Consider the following 24,218-nt stretch of genomic DNA (forward strand, 5'->3'; position numbering starts at 1 on the left):
CACCTACCACTTAATGGGTATGCGTTTGATTTGTCAGTATTTTTATAAGTCATGGAAAACGCTGACTTTTCCTTTTTGCTGATTTTGTGTACAAGAATTGGGTAAGCCGCGATTGGGGTTAGACAGAAAACAAGCCGTATTGAATAGAGAGGGTGATATGACAGCAGCGCCGCTTTGGTTGATTCAGAACGTACGCCTGGCAGACCGCGACGGCCTGTGGCAAATAGCCATTGATAAGGGCCGCTTTGGCGAGATCACGCCGATGGGGGAGGCGCACGATGAAAGCTACGAGGTATTGAACGCTCGCGGCGGGCTAGCGGTCCCGCCTTTTATCGAGCCGCATATCCATCTGGATACCACCCAGACGGCCGGCGAGCCGAACTGGAATCAGTCCGGTACTCTGTTCGAGGGGATTGAGCGCTGGGCGGAGCGGAAAGCGCTGCTCAGCCATGAGGACGTCAAAGCCCGGGCGTGGAAAACCCTGAAGTGGCAGATCGCCAATGGCGTGCAGTTTGTCCGCACTCATGTCGATGTTTCCGATCCCACGTTAACGGCGCTGAAGGCGATGCTGGAGGTCAAACAGGAGGTGGCGCCATGGGTCGAGTTACAGATTGTCGCTTTTCCACAGGAGGGGATCCTCTCTTACCCCAACGGCGAGGCGCTGCTGGAGGAGGCCCTCAAGCTGGGGGCGGACGTCGTCGGGGCGATCCCGCATTTTGAGTTCACCCGTGAATATGGTGTGGAATCGCTGCATATCGCCTTCCGTCTGGCGCAGCAATATGACCGCCCACTGGATATTCACTGCGATGAAATTGACGATGAGCAGTCGCGCTTTGTTGAAACCGTTGCCGCGCTGGCGCTGAAAGCGGGGATAGGGCCGCGGGTAACGGCCAGCCATACCACCGCTATGCACTCCTATAATGGCGCTTATACCTCGCGTCTGTTCCGCTTGCTTAAGCTCTCCGGCATCAACTTTGTCGCCAATCCGCTGGTGAATATTCATCTGCAGGGCCGGTTTGACGACTACCCGAAGCGACGGGGCATTACCCGGGTGAAGGAGCTGTTGGCGGCGGGGATCAACGTTTGCTTTGGTCATGATGACGTCTTTGACCCGTGGTACCCGCTGGGGACCGGCAATATGCTGCAGGTCCTGCATATGGGGCTCCATGTTTGCCAGCTGATGGGCTACCAGCAGATCAACGACGGCCTGCAGCTTATCACCGACAACAGCGCCCGCACGTTTGGCCTCGAGGATTACGGCATTGTCAGCGGCAACCCGGCTAACCTGATCATTCTCCCGGCGGAGAATGGCTTTGAGGCCGTCCGCTGCCAGGTGCCGGTGCGCTGGTCAATTCGCCAGGGAAGGGTGATCGCGACCACCCAGCCGGCGCAAAGCTGGATCCAAACTGACCGCGGTGGCGAGGAGCTTTCTTTTATGAGGAACAGCCCCCTTGCGGATGCAAAGGGGCCGAAGGCTTAGTGAGACGCCGCCTGAGCGTTGTTCTGGCGATGACGGGAGACGAAGCCGAGGATAAAGCACATTACGAATACCACGGCGTAGAGGCCGTTAGCGGTGTGCAGCGCGGCCAGGGGACCGCTGGCCGCCACAATCGGGCCGGTGACCACGAAAGTGAGCATAGTGCCGATGGTGCCGCAGGTGAGGATAAAGTTCACCAGCTTCGGCGAAGCGACCCGCGTCTGCTGCGAACCGAGCGTAATGATCGAGGTGTAAATGGCGCTGGAGAAGAAGCCCAGGGTCAGAATAAACCACGGCATATGCTCCGGCGAACCATTGATAAACAGGTACATCAGCACCGTCGCGAGCCCGGCGAGGACGGTTAAGATACGCTGCAGGTCGAAGAAGCGCAGGATGAAGCTGAATGACCACATGCCGATCATGTAGGACATCCAGAAATCGCTCACCAGTTTACCGGCGTCGCCGAGGCTCATGCCCAGGCTCTTCGCATATTCCGGTACCCAGGAGATAAAGCCCAGCTGACCGAGGATGTAGCACAGCGCCGCAACGGAGAGGAACAGTACGCCAATGCCCCACTTCTCTTTCACCACCGGCTGGCTGTTTTCACTCTGGGCTTTTTTGCCCAGCACCGGGAAATCACAGCCGAAAGTCAGGACGAAAATAGCGACATACACCAGACCAATACAGGCGTAGACCCAGTACCACTCGATGCTGCGCGCCAGCAGGACGGCGGCGACCATCGGGAAAATCATGCCCGCCATGCTAAAGAAGGAGTCGGTAAACAGCAGACGCGCCCCGCGCTGACGGCCTTCATACATATGGGTGATCAGGAAGGTCCCGATCGACATGGTGATCCCGCTCACCAGGCCAAGAACGAACATTGACGCGGAGAACAGCGCCAGGCTGTGGCTGAGCATCAGGCCGGCCACCGCCAGCACCATCAAAATAAAGCCAAAGCGCAGCTGAGTTTTCAGCGGCACGATTTCCATCAGCCAGGCATTGAGGAAGATGGAGATAAGAATACCGGCGTTCAGAAAGGTAAAGGTGTTGCTCATACTGGAAACGGGCAGATGGAAATAATCCGCAATGTTACCCATCACCATCCCGGTGACGATCACCAACGCGCCGGTCAGGGCGTAGGAGAAGAAGCTGATCCATGTGAGCTTAATACGGTTGCTGTTAGTCATGACTGGCCTGTGAATAGAAAGGTAAAGCGCGTTGACGCTGCGCCGGGCGGACAGATTTTATTCGTTCAGGTGATGTAATTAAATGTTTATTGTGAAATGGGTTATCTTTTGCATGTTTTAATGTGATCTGCATCACGCTTGTTCGCTGCAAAGGAGATCGTTTGCGCGGTTACAATTATTACAGCTAAGTAAAATTTGGTAAAAGGCTGGCCCAGGATGCAAAGGCTCTTTAGAATCAAGGCACTCGCTTTTATTCTGCTCCGTTAAGGAATTTCCATGCTCAAATCAACACTGGCGGCGATGGCTGCCGTTTTCGCTATTTCAGCGTTCTCCCCGGCCATGGCGGCAAAGGGCGATCCGCATGTGCTGCTGACCACTTCGGCAGGTAACATTGAGCTTGAGTTAAACAGCCAGAAAGCCCCGATTTCCGTGGATAACTTCCTGAAGTACGTCAACAGCGGCTTCTACAACAACACCACCTTTCACCGCGTGATCCCGGGATTCATGGTGCAGGGCGGCGGCTTTAACGAACAGATGCAGCAGAAGCAGCCTAACCCGCCGATCAAGAATGAAGCAGACAACGGCCTGCGCAACACCCGCGGCACCATCGCGATGGCGCGTACCGCCGATCAGGATAGCGCCACCAGTCAGTTCTTCATCAACGTGGCGGATAACGCCTTCCTCGACCATGGCCAGCGCGACTTTGGCTATGCGGTATTCGGCAAAGTGGTGAAGGGGATGGATGTTGCGGATAAGATCTCCCAGGTCCAGACCCATAACGTTGGTCCGTACCAGAATGTGCCGACCAAACCGGTCGTTATCCTCTCTGCGAAAGTGCTGCCCTAATCCTCCCGCGGCGCGGTGGTCTATCGCCGCGCCCGGTCGCCTCCCGGCATAACCTGAAATTGCTGCTTATACTTGTGGCACACAGGGGACGATAAGGGGGGCGACGATGCGTCCACTCACCGATAAGCAAAAATCCCGACTCTGGGAACAGACACGCAATACCAATTTTCAGGCCAGCCGTCGCCTTGAAGGCGTGACGGTGCCGCTGGTTACGCTGACTGCCGAAGAGGCGCTGGCGCGTCTGGCGACGTTGCGGAGGGAGTATGAGCGATAAATTCGGCGATGAACGCGATCCTTATCTCTATCCGGCGCTGAACGTGCTGCGCAACCGTCTCGGCATCCGCCAGGCTAAAAATCTGCAGCAGGCCGCCTTTGAGATGACAGCGCTGCGGGCGGCCACTCTGCCGCTGGGCCCGCGGGTGCGCGGCTTACCCTATCTGTGCGCTATTCATCACCAGTTGTATCAGGATCTGTTTGACTGGGCGGGCCGCTTGCGTGAAGTGAACCTCTACCTGGGCGATACGCCGTTCTGCCACTTTGCCCGGATCGAGGAGGAGGGGAATGCCCTGATGCAGGCCCTTGAGCAGGAGGATTATCTCAATGGCCTGCCGCGCGATACCTTCATCGAACGCCTGAGCTGGTTCTATGGTGAAATTAATGTGCTGCACCCTTTTCGTCTTGGCAATGGCCTGACCCAGCGCATTTTCTTTGAACAGCTGGCGATACATGCCGGCTACCTTCTTAACTGGCGTGACGTTGACCCCGCCGGCTGGAGTGCGGCCTGCCAGCAGAGCGCGATGGGCGATCTGGCCCCGCTGGTGGCGATCTTTCGCAAAGTGGTAAGCGAAGCGCGGGAATCTGAGTAGAATAGCCCGGTTTTGATTGTTCCGGAGCCGCTATGATCCTGCTTATCGATAACTATGACTCTTTCACCTGGAATCTGTATCAGTACTTCTGCGAACTGGGGGCGGAAGTACTGGTCAGACGCAACGATGCGTTGACGCTGGAGGAGATAGCGGCGCTGGCGCCGGAGAAAATCGTGATCTCGCCAGGCCCCTGCACGCCGGATGAGGCGGGGATTTCCCTCGCGGTTATCCGCCACTATGCCGGAAAAACGCCGCTGCTGGGCGTCTGTCTCGGGCATCAGGCGATCGCCCAGGCGTTTGGCGCGACTATCGTGCGGGCGGCCCAGGTCATGCATGGCAAAACCTCGCTTATCGAGCATAACGGCGAAGGGGTGTTTCAGGGGCTGAATAATCCCCTGACGGTGACCCGCTATCACTCGCTGGTGATTGACCCGCCGACGCTCCCGTCCGAGTTTAACGTCACTGCCCGCAGCGCCAGCGGTGAGATTATGGGGATCCGTCACCGCGAATGGGATCTCGAGGGCGTGCAGTTTCATCCGGAAAGTATCCTCAGCGAGCAGGGCCATCAATTGCTGGCCAACTTTTTGAAACGGTGATTTTCAGTTGCTATTGACTGATTTTTTATGCATATTTTGTGATTAGATTATCATAATCGCATCTGCGTAACGAAGAGGGATGGGCAAGACATGGCAACTGAACAACCGGCAATCACCCGCGCCACATTCGATGAAGTTATTTTGCCAATTTATGCACCGGCAGAATTCATCCCGGTGAAGGGGAAAGGCAGCCGCGTCTGGGATCAGCAGGGGAAAGAGTATATCGATTTCGCCGGCGGTATCGCGGTGACGGCGCTTGGCCATTGCCATCCGGCGCTGGTGGCGGCGCTGCATCAGCAGGGCGAAATGCTGTGGCACACCAGCAACGTCTTTACCAATGAGCCGGCGCTGCGTCTGGGACGTAAACTTGTCGAGGCTACCTTCGCCGAGCGCGCGGTGTTTATGAACTCCGGCACCGAAGCCAATGAAACGGCCTTTAAGCTGGCGCGTCACTATGCGGTGACCCGCCATAGCCCGTATAAAACCAAAATCATCGCCTTCCATAATGCCTTTCATGGCCGCTCCCTGTTTACCGTTTCCGTCGGCGGTCAGCCGAAGTATTCCGATGGTTTCGGCCCAAAACCGGCGGATATTGTCCATGTTCCCTTCAACGATCTGCAGGCGGTAAAAGCGGTGATGGATGACCACACCTGCGCGGTGGTGGTGGAGCCGATTCAGGGCGAAGGCGGCGTGACGGCGGCCACGCCGGCTTTTCTGCAGGGACTGCGCGAGCTGTGCGATCAGCACCAGGCGCTGCTCGTCTTTGATGAAGTACAGTGTGGTATGGGGCGTACCGGATCGCTGTTCGCCTATATGCACTACGGCGTGACCCCGGATATTCTGACCAGCGCCAAAGCGCTGGGCGGCGGCTTCCCGGTCAGCGCCATGCTGACCACCCACGAGATCGCCAGCGCCTTCCATGCGGGCTCCCATGGCTCAACCTACGGCGGCAACCCGCTGGCCTGCGCGGTCGCCAACGCCGCCTTCGATCTGATCAATACCCCGGCGGTGCTGGATGGCGTGAGCGCGAAGCGCGAACTATTCGTCAAACACCTGCAGCGGCTGGATGCCGAGTTTGATCTGTTCAGTGATATACGCGGGATGGGCCTGCTGATCGGCGCGGAACTCAAGCCGCAGCACAAAGGCCGCGCGCGTGATTTCCTCTATGCCGCGGCCGACGCCGGCGTCATGGTGCTCAACGCCGGGCCGGACGTGATGCGTTTTGTTCCCTCGCTGATCATCGACGAGCAGGATATTACTGAAGGGATGGCGCGCTTTGCCCAGGCGGTGGCAAAGGTGATTAACGGTTGATCTTCCGCAGCCAGATGCCATGGTGCGGCCGCTGACGCCATGCCACTGACGAAATGGTGTGCATGGTGTTCAGATGGCCCAGAATGCGTTGCAGATGCTGCTCCATGGTGCTTAACGGACCGATCGGCGCCTCGCTTTCCGGCGACTCCATAATATTGGCATCCCCTGCGCTGCCGGGACCATCGCTGTCCAGCCGCTGCTGGCAGCGCTGCAGCGCAATCTCACAGGATTCGAGATAGCGCTGGGCAAGATCCGGGGTCAGCATCGTATGCTCCCGGGCCAGGGTGGTCATAGCGTTGATGTGTTCGACGATAAACTGGCTGTGCGTCACCCACAGCTTCATATCTTCCAGATAGTGGGTATTAAACCCGGGTTCCTGCATCGCCTGATTCAGGGAGTTGTAGAGCGCGTTGTGCGCCTGGTTGACGCGCATGCGTTGATAGGCCAGCGCGGGGGCTTTTGGATCGGCGCTGAGGATCAGGCGAATTGCCTGCTGGTCGGCCTCCAGCGCATCGTGGGCGTTTTTTTTCAGCAGGCCGCTCTGCCACTGCGGCCACAGCCAGACCATCCCGCCGAAGGCGATCAGGCAGCCGATAAGGGTGTCGATCAGCCGGGCGATAATAAACTGTTCGCCGTTAAGCGTCAGCAGCTGCAGGGTATATACCGCCGTCACCGTAAACCCAACCATCGCCCAGCCATAGTGTTTGCGAATGATCAGATAGCTGAGCAGGGTAATCAGCAGCATCCCGCTCAGGGTGTAGCTCTCCGGAACGTGAAAATGCAAGGTCAGCCCGGCGATCGTCAGGCCGGCGAGCGTCCCTGCCGCCCGGTGAACAATACGCACCCGGGTGGCGCCATAGCCGTTCTGGGTGACGAAAAGCACCGTCATCAGGATCCAGTAGGGCTTAGGCAAGTGCAGGGCGTTGCCCATCAGGCTGGCGACGCTCAGCATCACGCTGATGCGGGCGGCATTGCGCAGCGCGGGCGATTTTAGCGACAGGTAGTTCTTTAGCGCGGGCAATAGCGGTAAACGACGCTCTTTGTCGGCCATCAGGTCCCGGGCATACAGCGGGCGCTGGGTATGCAGCACCCGGGCGATGCGGCTGAAGTGCCAGGCGCAGAAGTGGCCGACCGGGTTATCCGGATGTTGTCTGGCGATCTTTTCCAGAGCCTCGATCTGTTTATCCATCTGAAAGCGCTTTGGAAAGCGATGATAGAGCATGTCATCCGCCAGCACGCGCAGGCGGGCGGCGACGGTCTGCGCGTTCCAGCGGATCACCGCTTCGGCATGGCTGCGTTCCACCAGCTTTTGCACCTCTTCCGGCTGATGCAGGCTGACCGAAATATGCTCCTGCAGATCCAGCCCCATCTGAAACGCCCGCAGCAGGCGCTTATGATCGTTGCGTTGGTTAGCGGCCAGCATATGCATCTGCTGATAGCACTGGGTAATCAGATCGACCACTTTCTGCTGGCGGGTGAGCAGCGGCGGCAGGGCGGTCGAGGGATCGGTATGCTGGGTCAGCAGGCTGTATTTGGCTTCACAGTAGTCCGCCAGCTCCCGGTAAAGCAGGCTAAGCGACTCCCGTAGCGGCTGTTCGCGCCACAGCCAGAACCAGAACCAGTTAAACACGCCGTACCACAGCGTGCCGAAGGCGTAGATCAGCAGCGGCTCCCAGATGGGCATATTGCCCGCCAGGCTCAGGGTAAAGATGGCGGCGATCAGCGACGCGGGCAGCAGCCGCGCGTGCAGCGAACTGATCTCCGCGGTAACGCCGAGCAAGAGCGCCAGGCCGCTGAGAATAAACGGCAGGGGTATCGACTGGGCAAGCAGCAACTGCACCACCAGACTGCATCCGGCAAACAGGCAGCCGCCGATAATCAGGCGTTTGAAAAAGCGCTTATGCGGGGTATCAAGACCGGCAATGTTGCAGCAGGCGGGGACTAAGGAAAATAACAGCCCCTGCTGGAGATGGCCGAGCAGAAGACCGATGGCCACGGGCAGACACAGCACCAGCGTTTGCCGCAGTGCATAGTTGACTTCCGGGTGGTAAATCAGCCTGCGCCACATGAGGGAAAAACAAAAACGGCGTACTGCGGGAGCAATACGCCGCTTAGCAACTTAACGGGTGCCGTAGACGACGATGGTTTTACCGTGCGCGGAAATCAGGTTCTGATCTTCCAGCATTTTCAAAATACGACCAACGGTTTCACGAGAGCAGCCGACGATCTGACCAATTTCCTGGCGGGTAATTTTAATTTGCATACCGTCCGGGTGGGTCATGGCATCCGGTTGCTTCGCCAGGTTCAGCAGCGTCTGGGCGATACGGCCCGTCACGTCGAGGAAGGCCAGGTTGCCCACTTTCTCAGACGTGACCTGCAGACGGCGAGCCATTTGCGAAGAGAGACGCATCAGAATGTCCGGGTTCACCTGGATCAGCTGACGGAATTTCTTATAAGAGATTTCGGCCACTTCACATGCGGTTTTCGCCCGTACCCAGGCGCTACGCTCCTGACCCTCTTCAAACAGGCCTAATTCACCGATGAAATCGCCCTGGTTGAGGTAGGAGAGGATCATCTCTTTACCTTCTTCATCCTTGATGAGTACAGCCACGGAGCCTTTAACGATGTAGTACAGCGTTTCTGCTTTTTCACCCTGGTGGATCAGCGTGCTCTTTGATGGGTACTTATGAATGTGGCAATGAGACAAGAACCATTCAAGGGTAGGGTCTGTTTGCGGTTTGCCAAGCACCATGCGCGGTTATCCTCTGTTATAAGCTATCTCCGGGCGCCGACACTACACGGCGTCCGGGCATGCAATCGTATTGTTTCCCTATACCTGGGAAGCTGGCTGATGATTTTTCGACAGCCCGTAATGTGAACTCCTCTGCATACATGCAGTACATCAATGTATTACTGTAGCATCCAGACTGTTTTAGCATAGCTTTCGCCGCATGTCTCCTGGTGTCTCGCTTCAGCATGACGCAGGTCGCCTTCCGTTGCGAGAATTGTTATGTGCGCGTAATCTGACAGGAATATTGCGATACTGGAGTTAAATTTTATGCAAGCGCGTGTGAAATGGGTAGAAGGGTTAACCTTTATCGGGGAGTCCGCATCGGGACACCAGATTCTGATGGATGGCAACTCCGGGGATAAGGCTCCCAGCCCGATGGAGATGGTGCTGATGGCGGCGGGCGGTTGCAGTGCGATCGATGTGGTCTCCATTCTGCAAAAAGGTCGTCACGACGTGACCAATTGCGAAGTGAAGCTGACCTCCGAGCGTCGCGAAGAGGCTCCGCGTCTGTTCACGCATATTAATCTGCATTTTATCGTCACCGGCAAGGCGCTGAAAGATGCCGCGGTCTCCCGGGCGGTGGACCTGTCGGCAGAGAAATACTGCTCGGTGGCGCTGATGCTGGAAAAAGCGGTGAACATCACTCACTCCTATGAAGTGATCGAGGCGTAGTCTTCGCCTGCCGTTGTATCGAATCTCAACCCCGGCCAGGCCGGGGTTTTTTGGTTAGCCTATCTTACGGCCTTCCATCAGGCGCTCGACCAGCGGCGTCATGATAAGCTCCATCGCCAGCCCCATTTTACCGCCCGGCACCACCAGGGTGTTCATGTGCGAGATAAACGAGCCCTGCAGCATCGCCAACAGCCAGGGGAAATCGATATTCTGCAGATTGCGGAAATGGATCACCACAAAGCTCTCGTCCAGCGAGGGGATCGCTTTGGCGGCAAACGGGTTGGAGGTGTCCACCGTCGGCACGCGCTGAAAGTTGATATGGGTGCGGGAAAATTGCGGCGTAATGAAGTTGATGTAATCTTCCATCGAGCGGACGACCGAGTCCATCACCGCCTCCCGGGAGTGGCCGCGTTCGCTGGTGTCGCGAATAAGCTTTTGGATCCACTCGAGGTTAACGATAGGCACCACCCCGACCAGCAGGTCGACATGGCTGGCGACATCATGCTGCGGCGTGACAACCCCGCCGTGCAGCCCCTCATAGAACAGCACGTCTGTCGGCTCCGGCAGCGGCTGCCAGGGGGTAAAGGTCCCCGGCACCTGATTCCACGGCACGGCTTCGTCATAGGTGTGGAGGTATTTCCGCGACTGACCTTTGCCGTGGCGACCATAGTCGACAAAGGTCTGCTCCAGCAGGCCGAAGTCGTTCGCCTCCGGGCCAAAGTAGCTGATATGTTTGCCCTGATCCCGCGCCTTACGGATCGCCATGTCCATTTCCGGGCGGGTGTAGCGATGAAAGCTATCGCCTTCCACCTCCGCGGCGTGCAGGTTTAGCTGCGCGAAGATTTTGCGAAAGGCAAGGCTGGTGGTGGTAGTGCCCGCGCCGCTGGAGCCCGTGACGGCGATCACCGGATGTTTGGCAGACATAACAACTCCCTGGTTAAACGATGTAGTGGCGTCGCCTTAGCCGTTAAACAGCGCGCGCGGCATAATATTGACTGTCTCATGCAGTTCCGACCACACAAGGACCGCCTCTCCGCGTTTCAGCTGCTGTTTTACATCGGCGACTTTATCGGCAAGTGAACGTTCATGTTCACCATAATCGGTGCCTTCACGTAACACAAAGCTTTCAATCAGGTTATCCAGCGTTTCGGGATCCAGATCCTGCCAGGGAATAATCATGCGGGAACCTCCAGCCAGCGGTTTAACCAGTCGGGAATGCGTCTTTCCAGCCACATCTCCGGTTTACGCAGAGTGCCGCTGACAAAACCAACGTGGCCGCCTTGCTCGGTCAATTGATACTCTACGTTCGCGGGCAGTTGCTCCTGCGGCGGAATAGAGTGGTGATCCATAAACGGATCGTCTTTCGCGTGAATGATGAGCGTCGGCTTAGTGATATCGCTGAGCCGCGGCATGGCGCTGCATTGCCGGTAATAATCCAGCGCATCGGCAAAGCCATGGATTTTGGCGGTGATCATATCGTCAAATTCCCGGATGCGGCGCATCCCTTTGAGCTGGCGTAAATCGACGGGCAGCGAGCCCGGGTACGCTTTCAGCTTGCGTGAAGCGTTGGCTTTTAACAGATTGAGCAGATAGCGCTGATAAACCCGCGAGAAGCCCTTATCCATATGATAGCTGCAGGCTTCGAGCATGAAAGGCGCGGAGACGATCACCGCCGCATCCAGCGGGCAGCGGTCGCCTTCTTCTGCCAGCAGGCAGCCCAGCATATTGCCGCCCAGCGAATAGCCGACGGCCGCGGTCGGCGCGGGACCAAACTCGCGCTTCAGCCAGTGCAAAAACCAGGTGCCATCTTCCGTTTCGCCGGAGTGATAGATGCGGTGATTGCGGTTAGGTTCGCCGCTGCAGCCGCGGAAATGCATCACCACGCCCAGCCAGCCGCGCTGCATCGCCGCGTGGATCAGACCATGGGCGTACGGGCTGTGCAGACTGCCTTCCAGGCCGTGAAAAACGACGAGGCGCGGCTTATGGCGCGCCTGGTGCGGGTCTTCGCTCCAGGCCAGATCGACAAAATCGCCGTCCGGCAGCTCGAGGCGCTGCCAGTGCGGGGTAAAGCGCAATTTACGGCGAATCAGCCGCGGCAGCATGGTTTGCAGATGACGATTGCCCACGCCGCGCATCGGATGGAACTCACGCGAATCGTTTTCGGGGGGCGTCATGTCTGTGGGGATGATTTCAACCATAGCACCAGAACAATTAATAAACGTGATGATGACTATACCGCGCAGGGCATGCAGGGGGTTAGCCAATATGTGGTCTTGCGGCCAGTGACGCCAGCTTACAGCAAAAACAAATCATTGATGTCGCTGATGGCCAGGCCATGAAGAGGGCAGAAACCCACCCTGCCAGCGGCAGCGTACGCGCAGGCAGGATGAAGAGGAAGAGTTTAGCCTTCCTGAAGCATGCGCTCCAGCTGCTCCTGGGCCTCCAGCCAGGCCATCTCGCACTCCTCCAGCCCGGACTTCGCGCTGGCCTGTTGCTGCAGGCATTCGGTCAGCTCGGCTTTACGTGAGGCGTCATAAAGCTCACTGTCGCCAAGTTTTTCTTCCGCACTGGCCAACTGCGCGTTGAGCTTGTCCATCTCTTTTTCCAGACGGGCGATCTCTTTGCGCAGCGGTTGGGTCTGGCTGCGCAGCTCCGCTTCCCGACGCTTCTGGTCTTTGCGCGCCTGGGCGCTATTGCCGCTCTCTTTTGGCGCCTCGCCGCTCTGGGACTCCTGTTTTTGCGAGTCGCTGAGCCACTGCTGATAATCTTCCAGATCGCCGTCGAACGGCTCGACTTTACCATCGTGGACGAGGTACAGATCGTCAGTGGTGGAACGGATCAGGTGCCGATCGTGCGATACGACCACCAGCGCCCCTTCAAAGTCGATCAGCGCTTCGGTTAAGGCCTGACGCATATCGAGGTCAAGGTGGTTGGTCGGTTCATCGAGCAGCAGCAGGTTAGGGCGCTGCCAGACGATCAGGGCCAGTACCAGGCGCGCCTTTTCTCCACCGGAGAAGCGGCGGGTTTCTTCGCTCACCTTATCGCCCTGGAAACCAAAGCCGCCGAGATAATCACGCAGCTTCTGCTCCAGCTCCTGCGGCGCCAGACGCGCCAGGTGCTGCAGCGGCGACTCATCGGCGCGCAGGAATTCCAGCTGATGCTGGGCGAAGTAGCCGAGCTTGATGCCTTTCGCGAGGCCGATCTCGCCGCTTACGGGCTGGAGCTCGCCTGCCAGGAGCTTAATCAGCGTCGACTTCCCGGCGCCGTTGCGGCCCAGCAGGCCGATACGCGAGCCCGGCACCAGGTTAAGCTTGATGGAGTCGAGAATAATACGCTCGCCGTAGCCGGCGCTGACTTTCTCCATCTTCAGCAGCGGGTTAGGCAAGCTCTCCGGCTGGCGGAAGCTGAAGTGGAACGGGTTATCCACGTGCGCCGGAGCGATAAGCTCCATCCTCTCCAGCATTTTGATCCGGCTTTGCGCCTGCTTGGCCTTGGTGGCTTTGGCACGGAAGCGATCGATATAGCTTTGCAGGTGCGCGACGCGCTGCTGCTGGCTTTCGTACATCGCCTGCTGCTGAGCGAGGCGGGTGGCGCGCTGCACTTCAAACGAACTGTAGTTGCCGGTGTACTCAAACATTGTCTGCTGTTCGATATGGATAATTTTGTCGACGATAGGATCGAGAAAATCGCGATCGTGGGAGATGAGGATCAGCGTTCCCGTATAGCCCTTCAGCCACTTCTCCAGCCAGATCACCGCATCGAGATCGAGGTGGTTAGTCGGTTCATCGAGCAGCAGCAGATCGGAGCGGCAGATCAGCGCCTGGGCGAGGTTAAGGCGCATACGCCAGCCGCCGGAAAAATCGCTGACCGGCCGCTCAAGCTGTTCATTGCTGAAACCCAGACCGTGCAGCAGGCTGGCGGCGCGCGAACGGATCGTCCAGGCGTCGATGGCGTCCAGCTTACTGTGGACGGTGGCGATAGCATGACCGTCGTTGCGTTCGTTAGCCTGCTGGAGCGCGGCCTCCAGCTGGCGATACTCTCGATCGCCGTCAATGACATAATCGATTGCCGGCTGCGGTAGCGCCGGGGTTTCCTGATTCACCCAGGCCAGCTGCCAGTTGCCGGGATAGGTCATACTGCCGCCGTCAGCGCTTATCTCGTTTTTCAAAAGCGATAGCAGCGTCGATTTCCCGCAGCCGTTTTTCCCCACCAGACCGACCTTTTGGCCAGGATTGATGGTAGCGGTGGCGTTGTCCAGCAGGACGCGTACGCCGCGACGAATTTGTAACGAGGAGAAAACAATCATAAGGCGCCGTATGTTCAGACTATGTTAATTTGTCATTATGATAATGTAGTGTGGAAGCGAATCGCTTCACCGGGCCGCCATGGTAGCCCAAAACGAAGACGATACACAAAGTCATTCTGGCTGTGTCAAAACGCCGGGGCTGTGCAGGCCGCCAGAAGACCTACGGGAGGGGAATGATGTCTCAGACAGCGAAAGTGTTGCTGCTGTATGCCCACCCAGAATCTCAGGATTCCGTGGCCAACCGGGTTTTATTAGAGCCGGCCTTACAGTTGCCGAACGTCACCGTGCACGATCTCTACGCGCACTATCCGGATTTTTTTATCGATATTGCTTACGAACAGGACCTGCTGCGCCAGCATGAGGTGATTGTTTTCCAGCACCCTTTATATACCTGGAGCTGTCCGGCGCTGCTTAAGGAGTGGCTGGATCGTGTGTTAAGCCGCGGCTTCGCCAGCGGCGCCGGAGGGAACGAACTGGCGGGAAAGTACTGGCGCAGCGTGATCACTACCGGCGAGCCTGAGAGCGCCTACCGTCGCGATGCTAATCGCTATCCGATGAACGATATTTTACGTCCTTTTGAACTGACCGCCGGCATGTGCCGTATGCACTGGATGAGCCCCATTATCGTCTACTGGGCCCGGAGGCAGCAGCCAGAGGAGCTGCGCAGCCGCGCCCTGGCCTACCGGGACTGGTTGGCCAACCCCATCGCCGCCGGAGGTGTCCATGGCGGGATCTGATTTGCTGCTGGCGGGGGTGTTGTTTTTGTTCGCGGCCGTCATCGCCGTCCCTCTGGCTTCAAGACTGGGGATTGGCGCGGTGCTGGGCTATCTGCTGGCCGGGATCGCCATTGGTCCGTGGGGGCTCGGGTTTATCAGCGATGTGGATGAAATTCTCCATTTCTCTGAGCTCGGCGTAGTGTTTCTGATGTTTATCATCGGCCTGGAGCTCAATCCCGCCAAGCTATGGCGACTGCGGAGCTCCATCTTCGGCGTTGGCGCGGCGCAGGTGATGCTCAGCGCGGCGATCCTCGGTGGGTTGCTGATGACGACCGGGTTTTCATGGCAGGCGGCGGTGGTCGGCGGGATCGGCCTGGCGATGTCTTCCACCGCCATGGCGCTGCAGCTGATGCGTGAGAAGGGAATGAGCCGCAGCGAAGCGGGACAGCTAGGCTTTTCGGTGCTGCTGTTTCAGGATCTGGCGGTGATCCCGGCGCTGGCGCTGGTGCCCCTGCTGGCCGGTTCAGCGGATGAGCATGTGAACTGGTTGACGGTCGGCATGAAGGTCCTGGCCTTTGCCGGGATGCTGATTGGCGGACGCTATCTGCTGCGGCCGGTGTTCCGTTTTATCGCCAGCTCGGGGGTCAGGGAGGTGTTCACTGCCGCCACGCTGCTGTTGGTCCTCGGATCAGCCCTGTTTATGGAGGCGCTGGGGCTGTCGATGGCGCTGGGCACCTTTATTGCCGGCGTGCTGCTGGCGGAAAGTGAGTATCGCCACGAACTGGAGATCGCTATCGATCCGTTCAAGGGGCTGCTGCTCGGGTTGTTCTTTATTTCCGTCGGCATGGCGCTGAACCTTGGCGTACTGTATACCCATCTGCTGTGGGTGGCGGTGAGCGTGGCGGTGCTGGTGGCGGTAAAAATGCTGGTGCTCTATCTGCTGGCCCGTCTCTATGGCCTGCGAAGTTCCGAGCGGATGCAGTTCGCGGGCGTATTAAGCCAGGGCGGCGAGTTCGCGTTTGTCCTCTTTTCGCTGCCCGCCTCTCAGCGGTTGTTTCAGCACGACCAGATGGCGCTGCTGCTGGTGGCGGTAACGTTGTCGATGATGACGACGCCGCTGCTGATGAAGGGGATAGATAAGCTATTGTCGCGACGGCTGAACCCGGCGGACGATACCGGTGAGGCGCCGTGGGTGGAAGATGACAAGCCACAGGTGATTATTGTCGGGTTTGGTCGCTTTGGTCAGGTCATTGGTCGCCTGCTGATGGCCAATAAGATGCGTATTACGGTACTGGAGCGGGACATCAGCGCGGTAAATCTGATGCGCAACTATGGCTATAAAGTCTATTTTGGCGATGCCACCCAGCTGGAGCTGCTGCGCTCGGCGGGAGCGGAAGAGGCGCAGTCGATCGTCATCACCTGTAATGAGCCAGAAGATACCATGCGGCTGGTGGAAATGTGTCAACAACACTTTCCACATCTGCATATTCTGGCCCGCGCTCGCGGGCGCGTTGAGGCGCATGAGCTGCTGCAGGCCGGCGTGACGCAGTTTTCTCGTGAAACTTTCTCCAGTGCGTTGGAGCTGGGGCGCAAAGCGCTCATCACCCTCGGAATGCATCCTCACCAGGCCCAGCGCGCGCAGCTGCACTTCCGACGCCTCGATATGCGAATGCTGCGCGAGCTAATGCCAGTGCATACTGATACGGTACAGATATCACGCGTGCGGGAGGCCCGGCGCGAACTGGAAGAGATTTTCCAGCGCGAAATGCAGAAAGAGAGCCGGCAGCTGGACGGCTGGGACGAGTTTGAATAAAGGTAAATCTTATGGCAGTGCGTAAACGTTTTATTGCCGGGGCGAAATGTCCGGCGTGCCAGGCGCAGGATTCGCTGGCAATGTGGCGTGAGAATAATGTCGATGTTGTTGAGTGCGTTAAGTGCGGTCATCAGATGCGTGAGGCAGATAAAGAGGCCCGTGAGCATGTACGCAAAGAGGAGCAGGTGATTGGCATTTTTCATCCCGACTAGCGTTATCCGTCGGCTTTTTTTAAGCTAAAGGGTACACGGCAGCAGAATTCCGCTACAATCTGCGCCACTATTCTTCCCATCTCAGGAGATATCATGAAAGTAGCAAAAGACCTGGTGGTCAGCCTGGCCTATCAGGTACGTACAGAAGACGGTGTGTTGGTTGATGAGTCTCCGGTAAGCGCGCCGCTGGATTACCTGCACGGTCACGGCTCCCTGATTTCCGGCCTGGAAAACGCGCTGGATGGCCACGAAGTGGGCGACAAATTTGACGTTGCCGTCGGCGCTAACGACGCTTACGGTCAGTATGACGAAAACCTGGTGCAGCGTGTACCGAAAGACGTCTTCATGGGCGTTGATGAACTGCAGGTTGGCATGCGCTTCCTGGCGGAAACCGATCAGGGTCCGGTACCAGTAGAAATCACTGAAGTTGAAGACGACCACGTTGTGGTTGATGGCAACCACATGCTGGCTGGCCAGAACCTGAAGTTTAATGTGGAAGTCGTCGCCATCCGCGAAGCGACTGCGGAAGAGCTGGAGCACGGTCACGTGCATGGCGCGCATGGCCACGATCACGATCATGACCATGGTCATGACGGTTGCTGCGGCGGCCACGGCCACGATCATGGTCACGACCATGGTAAAGGCGGCTGCGGCGGCCACGGTGGCTGCGGCTGCCACTAATCTTTGCGCTTCGGCACGAAGACGACAAAAAAGCGGGGAAACCCGCTTTTTTTACGCCTCAATAGTGCGGCGGTGGCGTTTCTTCCGCCTGGGAGGCGATATGGGAGGGTTGGGTCGCCTTCAGCTTCTCGATCATCAGACGCATATGCTCCCGCATCTTCGCCATCTCGATCTCGTGGGCGGTCACGGTTTTGTTGAGGTCTTCGATGGTGATTTCCTGAAACGCCAGCCGGCTTTCCAGCTCCGCAAGGCGCGTTTCTAATGTGCTATCGTGCATGGGTAACCTCTTTAGTCTGATCCTGCGGGCGGATTCTACTTAAGTTTCCCCTGGCGCGCAGCATCGCTGCGCCGTACAGGAAACTTATTCATACAAAAATAGTCCTAAAAGAGGCGATATTCAGGAACGTCCGTATGTAGATTTTAACGGCAACGTTCTATAGTACGTTTTTTGCTTTTTACGATAACCCTGGGGCGAGAGGCCCCGGCCCTGGAGAAATGGATGAAATCACTGTTTAAAGTAACGCTGCTGGCGACCACAATGGCCGTCGCCCTGAATGCACCGCTGACCTTCGCTGCAGATACGGCAACGAAGGCAGCCCCGGCGGCTGAGAGTAAATCGGCATTTAAAAATGACGATCAGAAATCGGCCTATGCGCTGGGCGCGTCCCTGGGGCGTTACATGGAAAACTCCCTGAAAGAACAAGAGAAGCTGGGCATTAAGCTGGATAAAGCCCAGCTGATCGCCGGCGTACAGGACGCGTTTGCCGATAAGAGCAAACTGTCCGACCAGGAGATCGAACAGACTCTGCAGGCCTTTGAAACGCGCGTGAAGACCGCGGCTCAGCAGAAAATGGAAAAAGACGCCACTGAGAACGAAGCCAAAGGCAAAGCTTTCCGTGACAACTTTGCCAAAGAGAAGGGCGTGAAAACCTCAAAAACTGGCCTGCTGTATAAAGTCGAGAAAGAAGGCGCTGGCGATGCGCCGAAAGACAGCGATACCGTGGTGGTAAACTACAAAGGTACCCTGATCGACGGTAAAGAGTTTGATAACTCTTATACTCGCGGCGAGCCGCTCTCTTTCCGTCTCGACGGCGTGATCCCGGGCTGGACTGAAGGCCTGAAGAACATCAAGAAAGGCGGCAAAATCAAGCTGGTTATTCCGCCGGACCTGGCCTACGGTAAAACTGGCGTCCCGGGCATCCCGGCCAACTCTACGCTGGTCTTTGATGTAGAACTGCTGGATATCAAACCGGCGCCGAAGGCAGATGCACAGCCGGAAGCCGCAGGCGATGCGAAAGCCGCGGACACGAAAGCTGACGCTAAGAAGTAATCAGGTTCAGGCCGCCGTCTCGTCAGAGGCGGCGGCTTTTTTATTGAGCGCAGATATAATTAAAACTGGAAAGATCCTCAGGCGCTGTATTACTTTAGATAGCTTAATAATGATGATGAGCCTGCCCTGACAATAACGACAGGCTCCTGAAAAGGAGTGCTTTTTTTCATGTCCAGGTCGCTTTTAACCAATGAAACCAGCGAGCTTGACCTGCTGGATCAACGTCCCTTTGACCAGACCGATTTCGATATTCTCAAATCTTATGAAGCGGTAGTGGACGGGTTGGCGATGCTCATCGGTTCGCACTGTGAAATCGTGCTGCATTCTTTGCAGGATCTGAAATGCTCTGCCATCCGTATCGCCAATGGTGAACATACCGGCCGCCAAATTGGTTCACCGATTACCGATCTTGCGCTGCGCATGCTGCACGATATGACGGGCGCCGATAGCAGCGTTTCCAAATGCTACTTTACCCGTGCTAAAAGCGGCGTACTGATGAAGTCGGTGACGATTGCCATTCGCAACCGCGATCACCGGGTGATTGGTCTGCTGTGTATCAACATGAATCTGGATGTGCCGTTTTCCCAGATCATGAGCACCTTTATTCCGCCAGAAACGCCTGAAGTGAACTCGCCGGTGAACTTTGCTTCTTCGGTAGACGATCTGGTCGCCCAGACGCTGGAGTTCACCATTGAAGAGGTGAATGCCGATCGCAGCGTGTCTAACAATGCGAAAAACCGTCAAATCGTGCTGAATCTCTACGAGAAAGGGATCTTCGATATTAAAGACGCCATTAACCAGGTAGCCGATCGTCTGAACATCTCCAAGCACACCGTCTACCTCTATATTCGCCAGTTCAAAAGCGGCGATTTCCAGGGGCTGGATAAGTAATGCGTTTTGCCCTCACGGTGACCGGCCCAGCCTATGGCACGCAGCAGGCGAGCAGCGCCTGGCAATTTGCCCAGGCCGTGCTGCAGGAAGGCCATGAGCTGGCGTGCGTTTTTTTCTATCGCGAAGGCGTGCTTAACGCTAACCAGTTGACGGCGCCCGCCAGCGATGAGTTCGATCTGGTGCGCGGGTGGCAATCCCTCCACGATGAGCACGGCGTCGCGCTGCATATCTGCGTGGCGGCCGCCCTGCGTCGTGGCGTAACGGACGAACGCGAAGCGCAACAGCTCGCTCTGCCTGGCCACAATTTGCAGCCGGGTTTTACCTTGAGCGGGCTCGGCGCGCTAGCGGAAGCGGCGCTTACTTGCGATCGGATGGTGCAGTTCTGATGAAACGTGTGGCTTTTGTATTTTCCTCTGCGCCGCACGGCAGCGCCGCCGGCAGGGAAGGCCTCGATGCCTTATTAGCAACCTCCGCGCTCACCGACGATATTGGCGTGTTTTTTGTGGGCGACGGCGTGTTTCAGCTCTTACCCGAACAGCGGCCTGGCGCTGTGCTGGCCCGCGACTACATCGCTACCTTTAAATTGCTGTCGCTATATGATATCGACCAGTGCTGGCTGTGCGCCGACTCAGCGCGAGAGCGCGGCCTGGATCCCGCGACCCCGTGGGTGGTGGATGTCGAATGCCTGGCGCCGGATGCCCTGCGCGCCCGTCTGCATGAATATGATGTGATTTTGCGTTTCTGAGGCCCCCATGCTCCATACGCTCAGTGTTTCCCCCTGGCATGCCGACATCGCAGCGATGCTTCGTTTGATGGAGCACGGCGACGATCTGGTACTACTGTCTGACGGCGTCACCGCGGCCATCGCCGATGGTCGCTTCCTTGAGATCCTGCAATCCGCCCCCATAACCCTATACGTGCTGCAAGACGACGTTGACGCCCGCGGGCTGGCTGGTCAAATTGCGGACAGTGTCGGCAGGGTTAGCTATACTGATTTCGTCAGACTCACAGTCAAACATGCCGGTCAGTTGGCCTGGTGATGGCGGGATCGTTGTATATTTCTTGACACCTTTTCGGCACCGCCCTAAAATTCTGCGTCCTCATAATATATGAGGCGATTTATTACGTGTTTACGAAGCAAAAGCTAAAACCAGGAGCTATTTAATGGCAACAATTAACCAGCTGGTACGCAAACCACGCGCGCGCAAAGTTGCAAAGAGCAACGTGCCAGCGCTGGAAGCCTGCCCGCAGAAACGTGGCGTATGTACTCGCGTATATACCACCACTCCTAAGAAACCGAACTCCGCACTGCGTAAAGTTTGCCGTGTGCGTCTGACTAACGGTTTCGAAGTCACCTCCTACATCGGTGGTGAAGGTCACAACCTGCAGGAGCACTCCGTGATCCTGATCCGTGGCGGTCGTGTTAAAGACCTTCCGGGTGTTCGTTACCACACCGTTCGTGGTGCGCTTGACTGCTCCGGCGTTAAAGACCGTAAGCAGGCTCGCTCCAAGTACGGCGTGAAGCGTCCTAAGGCTTAATGGTTCTCCGTTAAGTAAGGCCAAACTGATTTATCTTAATGTCATACTAAACTCTTAGAGTTTTGGACAATCCTGAATTAACAACGGAGTATTTCCATGCCACGTCGTCGCGTCATTGGTCAGCGTAAAATTCTGCCGGATCCGAAGTTCGGATCAGAACTGCTGGCTAAATTTGTCAATATCCTGATGGTAGATGGTAAAAAATCTACTGCAGAAACTATCGTATACAGCGCGCTGGAGACCCTGGCTCAGCGTTCTGGTAAATCTGAACTGGAAGCCTTCGAAGTTGCGCTCGAAAACGTGCGCCCGACTGTCGAAGTTAAGTCCCGCCGCGTAGGTGGTTCTACTTATCAGGTTCCAGTTGAAGTTCGTCCGGTCCGTCGTAATGCCCTGGCAATGCGTTGGATCGTTGAAGCTGCTCGTAAACGCGGTGATAAATCCATGGCTCTGCGCCTGGCGAACGAACTCACTGATGCTGCAGACAACAAAGGTACTGCAGTTAAGAAACGTGAAGACGTTCACCGTATGGCCGAAGCCAACAAGGCGTTCGCTCACTACCGTTGGTAATCCCTTCGGAGTCATAGTCACCAGGCGGGCGCTTCAGATGAGTCGCCCGCTCTGGATAACTTAACTGAACGCCTAAAGAAATAAACGAGGAATCAAATGGCTCGTACAACACCCATCGCACGCTACCGTAACATCGGTATCAGTGCGCACATCGACGCCGGTAAAACCACTACTACCGAACGTATTCTGTTCTACACCGGTGTAAACCACAAAATCGGTGAAGTTCATGACGGCGCCGCTACCATGGACTGGATGGAGCAGGAGCAGGAACGTGGTATCACCATCACTTCCGCTGCGACTACTGCATTCTGGTCTGGTATGGCCAAACAGTATGAACCGCACCGCGTAAACATCATCGACACCCCGGGGCACGTTGACTTCACTATCGAAGTAGAACGTTCCATGCGTGTTCTTGATGGTGCGGTAATGGTTTACTGCGCAGTTGGTGGTGTTCAGCCGCAGTCTGAAACCGTATGGCGTCAGGCAAACAAATATAAAGTTCCGCGCATCGCGTTCGTTAACAAAATGGACCGCATGGGCGCTAACTTCCTGAAAGTTGTTGGTCAGATCAAAACCCGTCTGGGCGCGAACCCGGTTCCGCTGCAGCTGGCAATTGGTGCTGAAGAAGGTTTCACCGGCGTTGTTGACCTGGTGAAAATGAAAGCCATCAACTGGAACGATGCAGACCAGGGCGTAACCTTCGAATACGAAGATATCCCGGCTGACATGCAGGACCTGGCTGATGAATGGCACCAGAACCTGATCGAATCCGCAGCTGAAGCTTCTGAAGAGCTGATGGAAAAATACCTGGGTGGTGAAGAACTGACTGAAGAAGAGATCAAAAAAGCTCTGCGTCAGCGCGTTCTGAACAACGAAATCATCCTGGTAACCTGTGGTTCTGCGTTCAAGAACAAAGGCGTTCAGGCGATGCTGGATGCGGTAATTGATTACCTGCCATCCCCGGTTGACGTACCTGCGATCAACGGTATCCTGGACGACGGTAAAGATACCCCGGCTGAGCGTCACGCAAGCGACGACGAGCCGTTCTCTGCACTGGCGTTCAAAATCGCTACTGACCCGTTCGTGGGTAACCTGACCTTCTTCCGCGTGTACTCCGGTGTGGTTAACTCTGGTGATACCGTACTGAACTCCGTGAAAGCTGCACGTGAGCGTTTCGGTCGTATCGTTCAGATGCACGCTAACAAACGTGAAGAGATCAAAGAAGTTCGCGCGGGCGACATCGCTGCTGCTATCGGTCTGAAAGACGTAACCACTGGTGACACCCTGTGTGACCCGGATGCGCCGATCATTCTGGAGCGTATGGAATTCCCTGAGCCGGTAATCTCCATCGCCGTTGAGCCGAAAACCAAAGCTGACCAGGAAAAAATGGGTCTGGCTCTGGGTCGTCTGGCTAAAGAAGACCCGTCTTTCCGCGTATGGACTGACGAAGAGTCTAACCAGACCATTATCGCCGGTATGGGTGAGCTGCACCTCGACATCATCGTTGACCGTATGAAGCGTGAATTCAACGTTGAAGCGAACGTCGGTAAACCTCAGGTTGCTTACCGTGAAGCGATTCGCGCGAAAGTTACCGATATCGAAGGTAAACACGCCAAGCAGTCTGGTGGTCGTGGTCAGTACGGTCACGTTGTGATCGACATGTACCCGCTGGAGCCGGGCTCTAACCCGAAAGGTTACGAGTTCATCAACGACATCAAAGGTGGTGTAATTCCTGGCGAATACATCCCGGCCGTTGATAAAGGCATCCAGGAACAGCTGAAAGCTGGTCCGCTGGCAGGTTACCCGGTAGTTGATATGGGTATCCGTCTGCACTTCGGTTCTTACCACGACGTTGACTCCTCTGAGCTGGCGTTTAAACTGGCTGCGTCTATTGCCTTTAAAGAAGGCTTTAAGAAAGCAAAACCAGTTCTGCTTGAGCCGATCATGAAGGTTGAAGTAGAAACTCCGGAAGAGAACACTGGTGACGTTATCGGTGACTTGAGCCGTCGTCGCGGTATGCTGCGCGGTCAGGAATCCGAAGTAACCGGCGTTAAGATCCACGCTGAAGTACCGCTGTCCGAAATGTTCGGTTATGCAACTCAGCTGCGTTCTCTGACCAAAGGTCGTGCATCATACACCATGGAATTCCTGAAGTATGATGATGCGCCGAACAACGTTGCTCAGGCCGTTATTGAAGCCCGTGGTAAATAATCCACAGGATTAAAACCTAAGTCCCGTGCTCTCTCCGAAGGGGAGAGCACTATAGTAAGGAATATAGCCGTGTCTAAAGAAAAATTTGAACGTACAAAACCGCACGTCAACGTTGGTACTATCGGCCACGTTGACCATGGTAAAACTACCCTGACTGCTGCCATCACTACCGTTCTGGCTAAAACCTACGGTGGTTCCGCTCGCGC

At 56.5% G+C, this 24,218-nt stretch carries 28 protein-coding genes; 20 read left to right on the plus strand and 8 right to left on the minus strand.

Translation table 11 applies throughout. The annotated features are described in order from the left end of the window. The first annotated feature begins 157 nt into the window (after positions 1-157). On the plus strand, positions 158-1,480 hold the full coding sequence (locus HMPREF3140_RS11230) for a cytosine deaminase (RefSeq protein ID WP_032412502.1): 1,323 nt from the start codon (positions 158-160) through the stop codon (positions 1,478-1,480). On the opposite strand, the gene tsgA is transcribed toward HMPREF3140_RS11230, so the two are convergent. Further along, positions 1,477-2,664: an MFS transporter TsgA gene (gene tsgA, locus HMPREF3140_RS11235; protein WP_002920240.1), complete on the minus strand. Its 1,188-nt coding sequence runs from the start codon at positions 2,662-2,664 to the stop codon at positions 1,477-1,479. The genes HMPREF3140_RS11230 and tsgA overlap by 4 nt on opposite strands. Before the next feature lie 276 nt (positions 2,665-2,940). Here tsgA and ppiA point away from each other — a divergent pair, with 276 nt between their 5' ends. From ppiA to argD, 5 genes are all read left to right on the plus strand, one after another. Further along, positions 2,941-3,510: a peptidylprolyl isomerase A gene (ppiA, locus tag HMPREF3140_RS11240; protein WP_002920238.1), complete on the plus strand. Its 570-nt coding sequence runs from the start codon at positions 2,941-2,943 to the stop codon at positions 3,508-3,510. Between the two features lie 106 nt (positions 3,511-3,616). Next, entirely contained in the window at positions 3,617-3,784 is a 168-nt protein-coding gene (locus HMPREF3140_RS11245; RefSeq protein ID WP_002920231.1) for a YhfG family protein, read from the plus strand. Continuing rightward, positions 3,774-4,376: a putative adenosine monophosphate-protein transferase Fic gene (locus HMPREF3140_RS11250; RefSeq protein WP_004181446.1), complete on the plus strand. Its 603-nt coding sequence runs from the start codon at positions 3,774-3,776 to the stop codon at positions 4,374-4,376. Before HMPREF3140_RS11245 ends, HMPREF3140_RS11250 begins: the two co-directional genes overlap by 11 nt. 32 nt (positions 4,377-4,408) lie before the next feature. After that, positions 4,409-4,972 (plus strand): aminodeoxychorismate synthase component 2, encoded by a 564-nt coding sequence (gene pabA / locus HMPREF3140_RS11255; RefSeq protein ID WP_002920229.1) that lies wholly within the window; start codon positions 4,409-4,411, stop codon positions 4,970-4,972. 90 nt (positions 4,973-5,062) lie between these two features. After that, a complete protein-coding gene (gene argD, locus HMPREF3140_RS11260; protein WP_021440813.1) occupies positions 5,063-6,283 on the plus strand; it encodes a bifunctional acetylornithine/succinyldiaminopimelate transaminase in 1,221 nt (406 codons plus the stop codon). Here the strand turns inward: argD and HMPREF3140_RS11265 are convergent. Further along, on the minus strand, positions 6,273-8,351 hold the full coding sequence (locus HMPREF3140_RS11265) for a YccS/YhfK family putative transporter (protein ID WP_004150035.1): 2,079 nt from the start codon (positions 8,349-8,351) through the stop codon (positions 6,273-6,275). The two genes, argD and HMPREF3140_RS11265, sit on opposite strands and share 11 nt — an antisense overlap. A 51-nt stretch (positions 8,352-8,402) precedes the next feature. Continuing rightward, positions 8,403-9,035, minus strand: coding sequence for a cAMP-activated global transcriptional regulator CRP (crp, locus tag HMPREF3140_RS11270; RefSeq protein ID WP_000242758.1), 633 nt, complete (start codon positions 9,033-9,035; stop codon positions 8,403-8,405). Between the two features lie 306 nt (positions 9,036-9,341). Here crp and HMPREF3140_RS11275 point away from each other — a divergent pair, with 306 nt between their 5' ends. Continuing rightward, positions 9,342-9,746, plus strand: coding sequence for an OsmC family protein (locus tag HMPREF3140_RS11275; RefSeq protein ID WP_002920158.1), 405 nt, complete (start codon positions 9,342-9,344; stop codon positions 9,744-9,746). Positions 9,747-9,800: 54 nt separating this feature from the next. Here the strand turns inward: HMPREF3140_RS11275 and HMPREF3140_RS11280 are convergent, their stop codons facing one another. From HMPREF3140_RS11280 to HMPREF3140_RS11300, 4 genes are all read right to left on the minus strand, one after another. Next, positions 9,801-10,670 carry a phosphoribulokinase gene (locus HMPREF3140_RS11280; RefSeq protein WP_002920153.1) on the minus strand — a complete coding sequence of 290 codons (870 nt, stop codon included), beginning with the start codon at positions 10,668-10,670 and terminating at the stop codon, positions 9,801-9,803. Between the two features lie 36 nt (positions 10,671-10,706). Beyond that, the gene (locus HMPREF3140_RS11285) at positions 10,707-10,925 is read right to left on the minus strand and encodes a YheU family protein (RefSeq protein ID WP_002920151.1); all 219 of its coding nucleotides are present in this window, start codon (positions 10,923-10,925) and stop codon (positions 10,707-10,709) included. Continuing rightward, the gene (locus tag HMPREF3140_RS11290) at positions 10,922-11,920 is read right to left on the minus strand and encodes a hydrolase (protein ID WP_021468514.1); all 999 of its coding nucleotides are present in this window, start codon (positions 11,918-11,920) and stop codon (positions 10,922-10,924) included. Before HMPREF3140_RS11290 ends, HMPREF3140_RS11285 begins: the two co-directional genes overlap by 4 nt. A gap of 227 nt (positions 11,921-12,147) precedes the next feature. Next, the gene (locus HMPREF3140_RS11300) at positions 12,148-14,052 is read right to left on the minus strand and encodes an ABC transporter ATP-binding protein (protein WP_004188360.1); all 1,905 of its coding nucleotides are present in this window, start codon (positions 14,050-14,052) and stop codon (positions 12,148-12,150) included. A 173-nt stretch (positions 14,053-14,225) separates the two neighbouring features. Here HMPREF3140_RS11300 and kefG point away from each other — a divergent pair, with 173 nt between their 5' ends. The 4 genes from kefG to slyD all read left to right on the plus strand — a co-directional run bounded on the left by kefG (position 14,226) and on the right by slyD (position 17,474). After that, the gene (gene kefG, locus HMPREF3140_RS11305) at positions 14,226-14,789 is read left to right on the plus strand and encodes a glutathione-regulated potassium-efflux system ancillary protein KefG (RefSeq protein ID WP_004151401.1); all 564 of its coding nucleotides are present in this window, start codon (positions 14,226-14,228) and stop codon (positions 14,787-14,789) included. Then, positions 14,776-16,581 (plus strand): glutathione-regulated potassium-efflux system protein KefB, encoded by a 1,806-nt coding sequence (gene kefB / locus HMPREF3140_RS11310; protein ID WP_004150031.1) that lies wholly within the window; start codon positions 14,776-14,778, stop codon positions 16,579-16,581. The genes kefG and kefB overlap by 14 nt, the downstream gene beginning before the upstream one ends. A gap of 11 nt (positions 16,582-16,592) precedes the next feature. Then, positions 16,593-16,793, plus strand: a complete 201-nt coding sequence (locus HMPREF3140_RS11315; protein ID WP_002920143.1) for a YheV family putative zinc ribbon protein — start codon at positions 16,593-16,595, stop codon at positions 16,791-16,793. A 93-nt stretch (positions 16,794-16,886) separates the two neighbouring features. Then, on the plus strand, positions 16,887-17,474 hold the full coding sequence (gene slyD / locus HMPREF3140_RS11320) for a peptidylprolyl isomerase (RefSeq protein WP_002920140.1): 588 nt from the start codon (positions 16,887-16,889) through the stop codon (positions 17,472-17,474). A 58-nt stretch (positions 17,475-17,532) separates the two neighbouring features. Here the strand turns inward: slyD and HMPREF3140_RS11325 are convergent, their stop codons facing one another. Then, positions 17,533-17,751 (minus strand): protein SlyX, encoded by a 219-nt coding sequence (locus HMPREF3140_RS11325; protein ID WP_002920136.1) that lies wholly within the window; start codon positions 17,749-17,751, stop codon positions 17,533-17,535. Positions 17,752-17,973: 222 nt separating this feature from the next. Between HMPREF3140_RS11325 and fkpA the strand changes: the two genes are divergently transcribed. The 9 genes from fkpA to HMPREF3140_RS27305 all read left to right on the plus strand — a co-directional run. Continuing rightward, positions 17,974-18,804: an FKBP-type peptidyl-prolyl cis-trans isomerase gene (fkpA, locus tag HMPREF3140_RS11330; protein WP_032412497.1), complete on the plus strand. Its 831-nt coding sequence runs from the start codon at positions 17,974-17,976 to the stop codon at positions 18,802-18,804. 168 nt (positions 18,805-18,972) lie between these two features. Then, complete coding sequence (locus HMPREF3140_RS11335; RefSeq protein ID WP_002920130.1) at positions 18,973-19,695, plus strand: helix-turn-helix transcriptional regulator; 723 nt, start codon at positions 18,973-18,975, stop codon at positions 19,693-19,695. Further along, a complete protein-coding gene (gene tusD, locus HMPREF3140_RS11340; RefSeq protein ID WP_002920128.1) occupies positions 19,695-20,081 on the plus strand; it encodes a sulfurtransferase complex subunit TusD in 387 nt (128 codons plus the stop codon). The genes HMPREF3140_RS11335 and tusD overlap by 1 nt, the downstream gene beginning before the upstream one ends. Beyond that, on the plus strand, positions 20,081-20,440 hold the full coding sequence (tusC, locus tag HMPREF3140_RS11345) for a sulfurtransferase complex subunit TusC (protein WP_004889490.1): 360 nt from the start codon (positions 20,081-20,083) through the stop codon (positions 20,438-20,440). The genes tusD and tusC overlap by 1 nt, the downstream gene beginning before the upstream one ends. A 7-nt stretch (positions 20,441-20,447) precedes the next feature. Further along, the gene (tusB, locus tag HMPREF3140_RS11350; RefSeq protein WP_002920119.1) at positions 20,448-20,735 is read left to right on the plus strand and encodes a sulfurtransferase complex subunit TusB; all 288 of its coding nucleotides are present in this window, start codon (positions 20,448-20,450) and stop codon (positions 20,733-20,735) included. A 124-nt stretch (positions 20,736-20,859) separates the two neighbouring features. Then, positions 20,860-21,234 carry a 30S ribosomal protein S12 gene (gene rpsL / locus HMPREF3140_RS11355; protein WP_002920115.1) on the plus strand — a complete coding sequence of 125 codons (375 nt, stop codon included), beginning with the start codon at positions 20,860-20,862 and terminating at the stop codon, positions 21,232-21,234. Positions 21,235-21,330: 96 nt separating this feature from the next. Beyond that, positions 21,331-21,801, plus strand: coding sequence for a 30S ribosomal protein S7 (gene rpsG / locus HMPREF3140_RS11360; protein WP_002920113.1), 471 nt, complete (start codon positions 21,331-21,333; stop codon positions 21,799-21,801). Positions 21,802-21,897: 96 nt separating this feature from the next. Beyond that, the gene (gene fusA / locus HMPREF3140_RS11365) at positions 21,898-24,012 is read left to right on the plus strand and encodes an elongation factor G (RefSeq protein WP_002920103.1); all 2,115 of its coding nucleotides are present in this window, start codon (positions 21,898-21,900) and stop codon (positions 24,010-24,012) included. Between the two features lie 69 nt (positions 24,013-24,081). After that, a partial coding sequence (locus HMPREF3140_RS27305; protein WP_072198062.1) for a GTP-binding protein occupies positions 24,082-24,218 on the plus strand: 137 nt, incomplete at its 3' end.

This window comes from Klebsiella sp. HMSC16A12 (assembly GCF_001808265.1).
GTDB lineage: Bacteria > Pseudomonadota > Gammaproteobacteria > Enterobacterales > Enterobacteriaceae > Klebsiella > Klebsiella pneumoniae.